This is a genomic window from Bacillus sp. LNXM65, from assembly GCF_002998575.1.
Taxonomy (GTDB): domain Bacteria; phylum Bacillota; class Bacilli; order Bacillales; family Bacillaceae; genus Bacillus.
In genome coordinates this window covers 320,764-333,170 of the sequence record NZ_PVRB01000004.1, presented here as the reverse complement: position 1 = coordinate 333,170, position 12,407 = coordinate 320,764, and the positions used below count along the sequence as shown (strand labels likewise).

General features: G+C 41.2%; 15 protein-coding genes. 13 read left to right on the top strand and 2 right to left on the bottom strand.

From position 1 onward, the window contains the following. The first annotated feature begins 44 nt into the window (after nt 1-44). The 4 genes from pstC to pstB (C6Y03_RS10285) are packed head-to-tail and all read left to right on the top strand — an operon-like array spanning nt 45 to nt 3,489. A complete protein-coding gene (gene pstC / locus C6Y03_RS10300) occupies nt 45-971 on the top strand; it encodes a phosphate ABC transporter permease subunit PstC (RefSeq protein WP_060596681.1) in 927 nt (308 codons plus the stop codon). After that, on the top strand, nt 971-1,855 hold the full coding sequence (pstA, locus tag C6Y03_RS10295; RefSeq protein WP_003217489.1) for a phosphate ABC transporter permease PstA: 885 nt from the start codon (nt 971-973) through the stop codon (nt 1,853-1,855). Before pstC ends, pstA begins: the two co-directional genes overlap by 1 nt. A gap of 23 nt (nt 1,856-1,878) precedes the next feature. Then, nucleotides 1,879-2,691 (top strand): phosphate ABC transporter ATP-binding protein PstB, encoded by an 813-nt coding sequence (gene pstB / locus C6Y03_RS10290; protein ID WP_034661308.1) that lies wholly within the window; start codon nt 1,879-1,881, stop codon nt 2,689-2,691. A 15-nt stretch (nt 2,692-2,706) separates the two neighbouring features. Then, nucleotides 2,707-3,489, top strand: coding sequence for a phosphate ABC transporter ATP-binding protein PstB (pstB, locus tag C6Y03_RS10285; protein ID WP_066030657.1), 783 nt, complete (start codon nt 2,707-2,709; stop codon nt 3,487-3,489). A 43-nt stretch (nt 3,490-3,532) separates the two neighbouring features. Here the strand turns inward: pstB (C6Y03_RS10285) and C6Y03_RS10280 are convergent, their stop codons facing one another. Both C6Y03_RS10280 and C6Y03_RS10275 read right to left on the bottom strand, forming a co-directional pair. Next, nucleotides 3,533-4,024: an endolytic transglycosylase MltG gene (locus tag C6Y03_RS10280; RefSeq protein WP_034661306.1), complete on the bottom strand. Its 492-nt coding sequence runs from the start codon at nt 4,022-4,024 to the stop codon at nt 3,533-3,535. Then, a complete protein-coding gene (locus C6Y03_RS10275; RefSeq protein ID WP_003217285.1) occupies nt 4,021-4,368 on the bottom strand; it encodes a hypothetical protein in 348 nt (115 codons plus the stop codon). Before C6Y03_RS10275 ends, C6Y03_RS10280 begins: the two co-directional genes overlap by 4 nt. A gap of 419 nt (nt 4,369-4,787) precedes the next feature. On the opposite strand from C6Y03_RS10275, the gene rpmG reads away from it, so the two are divergent. The 9 genes from rpmG to C6Y03_RS10235 all read left to right on the top strand — a co-directional run bounded on the left by rpmG (nt 4,788) and on the right by C6Y03_RS10235 (nt 12,308). Then, entirely contained in the window at nt 4,788-4,937 is a 150-nt protein-coding gene (rpmG, locus tag C6Y03_RS10265) for a 50S ribosomal protein L33 (protein WP_008360061.1), read from the top strand. A gap of 48 nt (nt 4,938-4,985) precedes the next feature. Further along, nucleotides 4,986-5,546 carry a 5-formyltetrahydrofolate cyclo-ligase gene (locus C6Y03_RS10260; RefSeq protein ID WP_106039258.1) on the top strand — a complete coding sequence of 187 codons (561 nt, stop codon included), beginning with the start codon at nt 4,986-4,988 and terminating at the stop codon, nt 5,544-5,546. Nucleotides 5,547-5,688: 142 nt separating this feature from the next. Next, a complete protein-coding gene (locus tag C6Y03_RS19495; RefSeq protein ID WP_258182066.1) occupies nt 5,689-5,823 on the top strand; it encodes a hypothetical protein in 135 nt (44 codons plus the stop codon). 100 nt (nt 5,824-5,923) lie between these two features. Beyond that, nucleotides 5,924-6,097, top strand: a complete 174-nt coding sequence (locus tag C6Y03_RS19170) for a hypothetical protein (protein ID WP_017367602.1) — start codon at nt 5,924-5,926, stop codon at nt 6,095-6,097. Nucleotides 6,098-6,183: 86 nt separating this feature from the next. Beyond that, nucleotides 6,184-7,713, top strand: a complete 1,530-nt coding sequence (locus C6Y03_RS10255; RefSeq protein WP_106039257.1) for a rhomboid family protein — start codon at nt 6,184-6,186, stop codon at nt 7,711-7,713. Nucleotides 7,714-7,792: 79 nt separating this feature from the next. After that, nucleotides 7,793-7,996, top strand: a complete 204-nt coding sequence (locus C6Y03_RS10250) for a YqgQ family protein (protein ID WP_008342322.1) — start codon at nt 7,793-7,795, stop codon at nt 7,994-7,996. A 13-nt stretch (nt 7,997-8,009) separates the two neighbouring features. After that, entirely contained in the window at nt 8,010-8,963 is a 954-nt protein-coding gene (locus tag C6Y03_RS10245) for an ROK family glucokinase (RefSeq protein ID WP_106030992.1), read from the top strand. 214 nt (nt 8,964-9,177) lie between these two features. Continuing rightward, a complete protein-coding gene (locus tag C6Y03_RS10240) occupies nt 9,178-11,097 on the top strand; it encodes an LTA synthase family protein (RefSeq protein ID WP_106039256.1) in 1,920 nt (639 codons plus the stop codon). An 86-nt stretch (nt 11,098-11,183) separates the two neighbouring features. Beyond that, nucleotides 11,184-12,308 carry a M14 family metallopeptidase gene (locus C6Y03_RS10235; protein ID WP_060596686.1) on the top strand — a complete coding sequence of 375 codons (1,125 nt, stop codon included), beginning with the start codon at nt 11,184-11,186 and terminating at the stop codon, nt 12,306-12,308. Nucleotides 12,309-12,407 lie beyond the last annotated feature (99 nt).

Below are 12,407 nucleotides of genomic sequence, written 5' to 3'. Positions count from 1 at the left end.
TTTTCACTTTTCCTTTTATGACATTCATAGGAGTGTAGAAAAAGATGAAGCAGATAGAACATACAGAAGCGAGCGATCGACTGATCAGCTCGAAGAAAAATAGGCAAATGGATGAAGTAAGAGGAAGTATTTTGGTGAGATTCTGCGCATTCTTAATGATTGCTGTATCAATCGCCATTACCATCTTCCTTGGCATTAAGGGTTTACAATCTTTCATCGTAAATGGTGTAAGCCCAATTGAGTTCTTAACCAGTATCAATTGGAACCCAACAGCAGAAAACCCGCAGTACGGTGCATTTCCGTTTATCTTTGGATCAATCGCCGTCACGCTCCTATCGGCACTCATTGCAGCGCCGCTAGGCATCGCTGGCGCCATCTTTATGACAGAAATTGCACCTGCTTGGGGACGTAAAATCCTCCAGCCAGTCATTGAATTGCTTGTAGGGATTCCATCCGTTGTTTACGGATTCATAGGTCTTACAGTATTGGTGCCGTTTATCGGACATTTCAAGTCAAGCGGCTCAGGACATAGCGTGCTAGCAGGAACGATTGTCCTGTCTATTATGATACTGCCAACCGTTACATCCATTGCGACTGATGCAATGGCTTCACTACCAAAAAGTTTACGTGAGGGATCGTATGCACTAGGCGCAACAAGATGGCAAACGATTAGACGTGTGCTTGTCCCGGCAGCTCTGCCAACATTAATGACAGCGGTCGTGCTCGGCATGGCTAGAGCATTTGGAGAAGCCCTTGCTGTACAGATGGTCATTGGAAACACGCGTAATTTACCAGAGAGCATTATGGATACAGCTGGTACATTAACAACCATTATTACGTTAAACATGGGTCACACAACGTATGGAAGTGTTGAGAACAATACACTTTGGTCAATGGGACTTGTCCTTCTAGTTGTATCATTTATGTTCATACTCATTATCAGATACTTGTCGTCTAGGAGGAAGATTTAATGAATAGCAAAATGACCGATCGTTTTGCCACATTTATATTTGGATTATGTGCTGCCATTATTACGGCGATTCTCGTTGGTTTGTTTTCTTATATCATTTTCAACGGTGCAAAAGAATTAAATTTCGACTTTTTGACAACCCGCTCAAGTGCGATTGGCTCTGGCGGCGGCATCAGGGATCAGCTGTTTAACTCGTTTTATATTTTGTTTATTACGATGCTGATCACAGTCCCGCTTGGCGTCGGCGGGGGAGTGTATATGGCAGAGTATGCACCTCAAAACAAAGTCACAGATTTTATTCGTACATGTATTGAAGTGCTGTCTTCACTTCCGTCTATCGTCATTGGGATGTTTGGTTTACTCATGTTTGTGAATTTAACAGGCTGGGGCTATACGATCATTGGAGGAGCTCTGGCGCTCACTGTGTTTAACCTGCCGGTGATGGTCAGGGTGACAGAAGATGCACTGCGCTCTGTACCGAAGGATCAAAAGGAAGCATCACTTGCGCTTGGTGTAACGAAGTGGCATACAGTCAAGACGGTTCTTATTCCAGGTGCGCTCCCGTCTATTATCACCGGTGCGATTTTAGCATCAGGAAGAGTCTTTGGTGAGGCGGCTGCCCTTCTTTTTACAGCAGGTCTCTCAACACCGCGCCTTGATTTCACAAACTGGAGTCCTTTTTCTGATACGTCACCGCTGAATGTTTTTAGACCGGCTGAAACATTAGCCGTTCATATATGGAACGTCAATACACAAGGAATCATTCCAGATGCAGAAGCCATTGCAAATGGTGCATCAGCCGTACTTGTGCTTTCAGTCTTATTGTTCAACTTAGCAGCTAGATGGCTTGGTTCATTTATTCATAAAAAGCTTACGTCAAAATAATGTGAGAGAGGTGTGAAGGGGATATGGTTCAAATGCTGGCAGAAAAAAAAGAGATTGCAGCGAAAAAGGCTCCACTTCAAGCGGAACAGATTTTACAGGTGCAGGATTTAAGCATTTATTATGGTGAAAAAAGAGCGGTCAATCACATTTCATTCGAGATCGAGAAGAATGCGATTACCGCATTAATCGGCCCATCTGGCTGCGGTAAGTCTACCTTTTTACGCAGCATTAACCGCATGAACGACTTAATTCCAGGTGCGAGAAGTGAAGGGGCGATCATGTACGAAGGGTTAAATATTTTGGATGACCGCATTAATGTGGTGAATTTAAGAAGAGAAATCGGCATGGTCTTCCAAAAGCCAAATCCATTTCCTAAATCGATCTACAATAACATCACCCATGCGTTAAAGTATGCCGGGGAAAAAAGAAAATCTGTGCTTGATGATGCGGTTGAGGAAAGCTTAACAAAGGCGGCGCTATGGGATGAGGTCAAAGATCGTTTGCACAGATCTGCTTTGTCATTGTCAGGCGGTCAGCAGCAGCGCCTTTGTATTGCACGTACACTTGCGATGAAACCTAGTGTTCTGCTATTAGATGAACCGGCTTCTGCCCTAGACCCCATCTCAAATGCGAAAATTGAAGAACTATTAGGGGAATTGAAAAATGATTATTCAATCGTCATTGTGACACACAACATGCAGCAAGCACTCCGTGTATCTGATCGTACGGCCTTTTTCTTAAACGGAGATCTAGTAGAATATGATGCCACAGAACGTATCTTTACACGTCCTGCGCAGCAAAAAACAGAAGACTATATCAATGGTCGATTTGGATAAGGCGGGTGGATTTTGATGAATGCAGTAGCAACTGAAACAGCAAAAAAAGAAGTGTTTCGTGTGAATGATATGAATCTTTGGTATGGACAGCATCATGCACTGAAGCATATTGACTTAGCTATAAGAGAGCATGAAGTCACAGCGATTATCGGCCCGTCCGGCTGCGGAAAGTCAACCTTTATTAAAACGTTAAATCTTATGGTCAAAACAGTGCCAGGTGTGAAAATCACCGGGGATATGATGTATAACGGTGACAACATTTTAAAAGGCCGTGTCGATTTAGTGGAGCTGCGTAAAAATGTCGGGATGGTGTTTCAAAAAGGGAATCCATTCCCTCAGTCTATCTTTGATAATGTCGTATACGGACCAAGAATTCACGGAGTAAAGAGCAAGCAGCAATTGAAAGAAATCGCTGAAAAAGCGCTTCGAGATGTTGCCCTTTGGGATGAAGTGAAAGATCGATTAAGTGCGCCCGCTCTAGGTCTTTCTGGCGGTCAGCAGCAGCGTCTTTGTATCGCAAGAGCCATTGCCACAAGCCCAGACATCTTATTAATGGATGAACCAACATCAGCGCTTGATCCTGTCTCAACATTAAAGATTGAAGAATTGATTATGAAATTGAAAGAGAAATATACAATTGCCATTGTGACGCATAACATGCAGCAAGCGGCTAGGGTATCAGACCGAACGGCATTCTTCTTAATGGGGGAGCTTGTTGAGGTTAATGATACGAATGTGATGTTTTCTGAGCCAAACGATCAAAGAACGAATGATTATATATCTGGTCGATTTGGATAAGAAAAGCCCCCTGGAGGTCAGTGCCGCCAGGGGGCTTTTGTTGTTATTTTGTTAAGGCTTTGACAATCTGTTTGAACGTCATCCCTGTTTTTAAATTGAACTTGCCTGCACGAATTTCTTTATGGTAGCCGGCGTCAATTACGTAATCATTAAAATCTTTAGACGAGTTGATGATGCCGTCCTTTTCAAGCATGTCTGAAACATCACTTGTACTCATACCGTTTTTAATCACGAATTTGATCGATTTGCCTTTAGGCTTTTGTTTATCACTCTTAGAATCGCCGTCTTCATTTGCCTTCAGCGCTTTTTCTTTATAGTCAAGAAGCTGCTGGTACGTTTCACGGCTGACAGTGACTTCTTTTTTGGAGTCTAAATAGTTTTTCACGTCAGTGTCTGTTACTTTCTGTGCGAGGGTTTCTTTTGTTGTTGTATCAGCTGCTGCCTCGTCTTTCCCAGTGAGAAAAAAGACAATCGCAAGAACCCCAGTTGCAAGAATCATACCTGCTGCAAACGTTTGGATGCTTTTTTTCGTCATACAAGCACCCTCTCGTTGTCTTTAATGATCATGTTGACATCTTCTACAGATACATGCTCAGCGCGCGCAATGGCCTCAGGAGACATGCCATTTTGGTGCTTTGAAATGATCTGTCTTGCGATGGATGGATCAATTTCTGAATGCTTGCGAACGACGATGTTTGTTTCAAGTAATTCTTCTTCAAGCACTTTCATTTTCTTTTTCAGTTTATAGATTTCTTGCATTGCAGATAGTTGAAGTGTTTCAAGTTCCTGCTCGACTTCTTTAATCGGCTCTCTTTGAAAATATGAGAATGCGATCAGTACAATACTGACAACAAGCAATCCGATAATTGCAATTTCCATGTTTCATCACCTTTTATTCATATTTTTATGCTGAAAGCCATAAAAGGCTTTCAAGATTGTTTCAGACAGTTTTCGACCCTTCTTTTTTATACCATAAAAAAGCTAGTTTCAAAAGGAATTGCTGAAGAAAATCACCTTTTTTTCATCTTTTTTCTTTTTATATGTAAAACGGGTATGAAACCTTGCTTCGCTGTCAAAATAAATGAAAGAGGCGGGGAGAAGAGGGGTCTCATGTATACAGTACGACAAAGGATAAGGTTTTATAGGGGAGCAGACGATTTTTCATGACATAACCATGCGATATGTAAGTGAATGCACTCAAAATGAAATTGGTGAAAAAACATTCTAGCATTCCTAAGCTAGAAGTGGTATTATAGTTAGGTCTGAATGTGAATTGATTTTAGTTTGGAGGGAAAAATATGCGCGTAAATATTACTCTAGCTTGCACTGAATGCGGTGAGCGTAACTATATTACTAAAAAGAATAAGCGAAACAATCCAGATCGCGTTGAATTCAAAAAGTATTGCTCACGTGATAAAAAACAAACTTTACATCGTGAAACAAAGTAAGCAGCAGGGAATTTTCCTGCTGTTTTTTTATGATGGGAGATGATCTTTATGAAAAAGGAGCTTCGCCTTCAAACATTAGCCAAGCTGGATCAGATAAGCGCTGAAGAGTTTGAGCGCAGCACGGCTTTACTTCATGAGTACTTATTGCAGCTGCCAGCATGGAAACAGGCGAAAACGATCGCTTTGACGATGTCTAGAGGAAAAGAGATACCGACAATGCCTCTGATTGAAAAAGCGTGGGAAGAAGGAAAAACAGTATGTATCCCTACCTGTTTTCCGAAAACAAAAGAGATGATGTTTTATGAATATACACCGCAAACAAAGATGACATCTAGCTACTTTGGGCTATTGGAACCAGACCCTCAAGTATCAACAGCTGTACATAAAGAAACCATTGATTTAATCATTGTGCCTGGGGTATGCTTCGATCAAAAAGGCTACCGGATTGGATTTGGGGGCGGCTATTATGACCGCTACTTAGCTGACTATCACGGTGTAACCATTGCACTTTGTCTGTCTTTACAGCAAATCAGCCATGTGCCGTCTGAAGCACACGACATACCGGTGTCTATGATTGTCAGTGAAAAAGGTATATTATATCAAAAGTAAAAGTCCGCTGATTGTCCAAAGAACGGGCTTTTTGTGTTGAGATCCTTTCATCAGAGTTGCAGTAACGGTAGGGTGAAACGCAATATGATTTCACATTGATCAACAAATCTGCATGTAGTGGCATTTTGCTAAGAGGTCCGTTTTGAAAAAATTTCGTGGAAAGAAAAGATACTTCCGTAATATGTGGGAGGAAGTGAATAATGACGTTTCTTATGATCAATCAGAGTGTGAAGAGGTCTATTATATTCAATCAAAAGAACAAGGGATTAGATTGTGAAAGCCGGCTAATGAAAAGAACCATTGTAAGCGATAAAAATGATCGTTCATGCATAAACAAATCCTATTTAAGCCACGATACGAACATAGGAGGGAATATGATGAATAAAATGATTTGGAGCATTGTGTTCACATTGTTTGCATTCGTTCTCGTGCAAAATCGTTATCGGCTGATGAATTTGATCTTAGGTCAAAATCAAGTGCGTCACTTTTTTATTAAGTGGCTGATGAAAATCCCATATTTTCGGACGAAATTTATTCGCCAAGCATTCTAATCCCGCAGAAGCCGGGATTTTTTTGTTCAGAAATGCGGATAAGAACGATTCTTGTTATAATAATGTAAAAAATGGAGCGCGAATGAATGAATGTCATAGATAGTCTATTTTGGCGAGTTGTTGATGAATTAAGGCAAAAAGGGTACGAGATGATTCAAAGTCCGTATCCAGAAGATGAAATATTTTTTGAAGCACCAAGAAACTCAGGGTATGATCTCATCCGTCTATATAGAAAAGATGTGAATTTTAGACAGGAGATTGTTCGAGATATCGAAGAGCAGACGTATCGGGTGAATCAGCTGAGAGAGGCGATGCGTAAACGGTCTCTTCATCTCTTGCAGCTCCAATTTACAGCTGACGATCCTGTAGATGATTGGGAAGACTTAAACGGTCAGCCGCAGAAAAAACAAAAGGTGACGGTTACACCTGTATTACTGAACGCAGACACTCTTCAGCACGATGTAAACGAGCTGCAAAAATGGCTGAACACCTCGGTAACATTGGATGTAGAAGAGGCGAAGAGAGACACAGCTGAGGATGTCATGCAGCTTAAAATGAATGTACTTCAAGCATTTAATGATCAGGAAAAGCAGCGTGAACGAGAACGGGCCGTTTTTCAAAATGGCAGACCGATTTTCACCTACTTGCTCATCGCTGTTCAAGTGGTGATGTTTCTTTTGCTTGAACTATCTGGCGGAAGTACCAATACCGCGACTTTAACAGCGTTTGGTGCTAAAAATAATGGGCTGATCTTAGATGGAGAATGGTGGCGCCTCATTACACCAATGTTTTTGCACATTGGCTTGACGCACTTACTCTTTAATACATTTGCTCTTTGGTCTGTCGGAGCGGCTGTTGAGAGAATTTATGGCTCAGGGAGATTTTTGCTCATCTATTTCATTTCCGGCATTTTTGGCTCCATTGCGAGCTTTGTCTTTAATACGGCCATCGCAGCCGGTGCATCAGGTGCGATCTTTGGCTGCTTAGGTGCGCTATTATATTTAGCAATTTCTAACCGCAAGCTATTCTTTCGAACGATGGGGACAAATATTATTGTGATCATCCTAATCAATTTAGGGATAGGCTTCACCGTATCAGGTATTGATAACGCAGGGCACCTTGGCGGTCTGGTTGGCGGTTTTTTAGCCGCTTTAGCTGTCCGGCTCCCTAAACAGGTGCAGCCTGTCAAAATGTTTGTTGCTAGTGTTGTTTTGCTGTTGATTGGCAGTTTTGGACTGTATACAGGGTTTCATTCAGACGATCAAAAGGAAGCGGCGGCAGTAAGTGAGGCGGCAAGTCTATTTGATGAGAAGAACTATAACGAAGCAAGTAAACGGTTAGAGGAACATGTACACCAAAAGGATGCATCAGCTGATGCTCTCCATATATATGCACTATCTGAAGCGCAGCTCGGCCACCTTGACAAAGCGATTGAATTTTTACAAAAGTCGCTTAAAAAAGATCCTGATGATCCAAATAAACTGTATCATTTATCGTTGTTGTACGTAGAAAAAGGAGAGACAGCGAAAGCGGAGGATCTAATCGAGAAAGGGTTAGACCAAGATCCAAAAAATGATCAATTTTTAAAACTGAAACAATATATTGAAAGCACGTAAACACATTGAATGACTTGACTGAAAGCGCATTTATGAATACGCTTATCCTATCTGTTGATGAGAAGAAATGGTGGAAATAATGAAAACGTTATATGATGTACAGCAGCTGCTCATGAGATTTGGAAATTATGTGTATTTCGGAGATCGTGAAGTGGAATTAGAATTTATGGCAGATGAACTGAAGGAAATGTATACATCGGGCATTATTGACCGGACCGAATGGTCAAACGCAATGACTATTCTTCAAATGGAACTAGCCAAATTAAATCGAAAAACAATGTGAAGGTGGAGGGCATATGATAGGGGATTGGTTTGTAGGAGTTGATCTTGGCGGTACGACAATTAAGCTTGCGTTCATTAATCTATATGGTGAAATTCAGCATAAGTGGGAGATTCCTACGGATAAATCAGGGCAGACGATCACAGTCGATATTGCCAAATCAATTGACCACAAACTGGTCGAAATCAGTATGCCAAAATCAGCGCTTATTGGGATTGGAATGGGTGCACCTGGGCCTGTAGATAAAGTATCTGGGATTGTCTATAAAACAACGAATCTCGGCTGGACAAACTATCCACTCAAAGATCACCTGGAGGCAGAGACAGGACTTCCATCTGTCATAGAAAATGATGCGAATATTGCTGCACTCGGTGAAATGTGGAAGGGGGCAGGAGATGGCGCAAAAAATATCCTGATGGTCACACTTGGCACGGGTGTTGGCGGCGGTATTATTGTAAATGGTGAAGTTGTTCAAGGTGAGACTGGGGCTGGCGGAGAAATTGGCCATATTTGTGCCGTTCCATTCCAAGGAGCACCGTGTAACTGCGGAAGAACAGGCTGTATTGAAACCATTGCTTCTGCGACTGGCATCGTTCGGCTTGCAAAGGATAAATTAGAAACGGAGCAGCATACATCTTCACTTGGCACGCTCACTTCGCTGTCTGCAAAGGATGTGTTTAGGGCCGCTGAAAGTGGAGATGATCTTGCCATACGTGTCGTAGAAGAAGTGACGACTCATCTTGGACTAGTCTTAGCGAATCTTGCCAGTGCGTTAAACCCAACAAAAATCGTCATTGGCGGCGGTGTTTCAAAAGCAGGGGAGCTTCTTCGCAGTAAAGTAGAGCGCGTTGTTAAACATCACGCATTTCCGCCTTGCGCTGATGATGTCGAAGTCGTGATTGCTTCACTCGGAAACGATGCAGGAGTCATCGGTGGTGCATGGATGGCAAAAAACAAATGGCTGTCTTAAACAAAAAAGTCATCATGATGTCATTTTTATTAAAAAAAGCGATAGATGGGCATGAAATGAAATGTTTAGCATATTCATAAGTTTGTCATGAGGAAAAAGACATTGATTTTCCAGCACATACAGGATAAGATATAGTTTAGTTATTTTTGAAGAAGCACCAATAATTAGGGTATTCCCTAACTTGAGTGCATGCTTAGAGCATAAGGAGGTTACAATGCGAAAGAAAAGATTAAAGGCGATTTCATTTTTACTGATTGCGACATTGTTAATGTGGGTCAAAACCTATGTTATCTATAAATCTAGCTTTAATATTAAAATAGAAAATTTCATGCAGGAGTTTATCCTGTTTATTAATCCACTTAGCTTTCTCTTGTTTATCTTCGGTATCGGTTTATTTATGAAAGAAAAAAATCGCAATCGATATATCATCGTGATGAGTTTTATCCTGACATTCATTTTGTTAGCTAACATTGTGTTTTATCGATTCTATAGTGACTTTCTAACCATCCCCGTCCTATTTCAAACAAACAATATGGGTGACCTCGGGTCAAGTATTACCTCTTTAATTGAACCAGTCGATTTTCTGATGTTCGTTGATATTATGATTTTAATGTGGCTCTATAAAAAGCAGCCTTCCTTTAGAACGGATGTCACCATTTCACGAAAAGAACGAGCAGCTTATTATTTATTTGTGGCAGCCACTTTCTTCTTTAACCTTGGTTTGGCTGAAACAGAAAGACCAGAACTGCTCACTCGCTCATTTGACCGTGAGATGCTGGTGAAAAATATTAGCTTATATAATTTCCATATTTATGATGGAGTGTTGCAATCGAAGCAGTCTGCTCAACGAGCCCTTGCCGACAGCAATAGCTTAACGGAAATTGAAAACTATGTAAGCGCAAATCAAACCGACCGTAATGAAAAAACGTTTGGTCAAGCGAAAGGGCGAAATGTCATTCTTGTCTCCCTAGAGTCTACTCAGAGCTTTGTGGTCAATGAAAAATTAAATGGGAAAGAAATTACCCCATTTTTAAACAAACTAATCAAGAAAAGCTACAACTTTACTAATTTCTATCATCAAACAGGTCAAGGGAAAACATCGGACTCAGAGTTTATTGTTGATAACTCTCTCTATCCACTTGGAAGAGGGGCTGTGTTCTTCACAAACCCAAGCAATGAGTATACAGCCACACCTGAGTTGTTAAAGGATGAGGGGTATCACTCTTCTGTTATTCATGCGAATAACAAAAGTTTCTGGAATCGTGACCTGATCTACGATAGCTTTGGCTACGATAAGTTTTTTGATATTAAATCATTTGATGTGAATGAAGAGAACTCAGTTGGCTGGGGCTTGAAAGATGGTCCGTTCTTTGAACAGTCAGCGGAATTGATGAAATCGATCCCGCAGCCTTTCTATACGAGATTGATTACATTAACGAATCACTTTCCATTTGATCTAGATGAAGAAGATAAGCTCATTGATGAATATGATTCTAAGAGCAAAACGTTAAACAAGTTCTTTCCTACAGTGCGTTATCAAGATGAGGCGCTGAAGATTTTCTTTGAAAAGATGAAGGAAACAGGTTTGTACGAAAATTCCATCTTTGTTTTATATGGAGATCACTATGGAATTTCAGAAAACCATAACGAAGCAATGGGACAATTTTTAAATAAAAAGATTACGCCATTTGAAGAAGTGCAGCTTCAAAAAGTCCCGTTTGTTGTACACATTCCAGGGATCACAGATCAACATCCAAAAGAAATTGATACGGTAGGCGGTCAAGTCGATATCCGTCCAACTATACTCAATCTTTTAGGAATTGATACAAGTAAACAGATTCAATTTGGTCATGATCTTTTATCAAAAGATAAGAATGACTTTACCGTGCTTCGTGATGGCAGCTTTATTACGAAGGACAGTGTTTTCACAGATGGAGTTTGCTACAATAAAGAAACGGGTGAGCCAAGAGATGATGAGACCGTTTGTCAGTCTTATGAAGAGAAGGCAAAGCAAGAGCTTCAATTCTCTGATCAAATCATCTACGGTGATCTCCTTAGATTTTATGACCGGAACAGCCCGGACCATTCTCCATCCAAAAAAGAAGATGAAACGAAGCTGAAAAAGGCGTCCTAACATATGAGAAAACCTCTGCTATTTTTAGATGCAGAGGTTTTCTTTTTTTGTCTGCCGGCTCATATAGTATGAGAGGAGGGATGTAAATGAAGACAACGTCGTTTGGGAAAATTGAATGGCAGCTGGATGAAGCGGGAAAGGATAATGTGGCAAAACAGTTAGGGATAGGGAATGCGGCTTTTCATTTATCCAATCAAACAAGCACTGATCACCTTCTTTTACCGGGATATAGACTTCCGGAAGGCATCCATTCATTTTCTTCCATAGGTGAGCTGCAGAAATTTATTGCGCCTTACAGGCTGCAGCAATCCGATGATTGGATCAATGGAACCTTTGAATATGATAGTGCTCAATTAGAAGAAGAGCTGAGCCGCTTGAAAGCCGCATTTCCTTTTCTTCAAATCAGCATAATAGGTCATTCAGTGCTTGATACACCTATTTATGAAATCCGAACAGAGCCTGTTCAGCATTTACATTCTATTCATTTGAATGCCTCTTTTCATGCAAATGAATGGATCACGACGTCTGTTTTAATAAAATGGCTGAAATCGCTGTGTTTAGCCGCATCTGACCCGGTGCAAGCAAGACATCATGAAGCCGTTCATATTCTGCGAACCACAGCTCTCTCCATCGTGCCAATGGTGAATCCAGATGGCGTAGACCTCGTACGGAATGGACCTGAGTCGCTAGGTCTCAGCAGTGAAGAATTCACACCGCTACATGGTAGATATGCTGATTATCAGGAGTGGAAAGCAAATATTCGAGGGGTGGATTTGAACAATCAATTTCCAGCTTATTGGGAGATCGAATACTACCGTCATCAGCCTAAGGCACCGTCCAATCGGGGTTTTCCAGGGCGCGAGCCGCTAACAGAACCAGAAGCGAAAGCGATGGCAAATCTAGCGTTACGAAAACGCTTTGACCGGCTGATCGCTCTCCATACACAAGGAGAAGAGATATACTGGGGCTTTCTTGGCCACGAACCTGCCATCTCAAAAGAAACGGTCAAACGATTCGAGCAAGTAAGCGGCTATAAACCGGTTCGATATCTTGACAGCTATGCAGGCTATCGCGATTGGTTTATTTATCAATTTCACAATGAGGGCTATACAGTCGAGCTTGGTCTAGGAAAAAATCCTCTTTCCATGAATCAATTTGACACCATCTATGAGAAAACAAAGCGGCTGTTATGGGAAGCATGTAAGTGTTAAAAAGCACCTGTCAGGTGCTTTTTACATTTGAACGTGAATCAATTTCTTATTGTCAATAAAAATAATGTTAGAGCAATTGACGAAGGCCGCCTTGTGAGC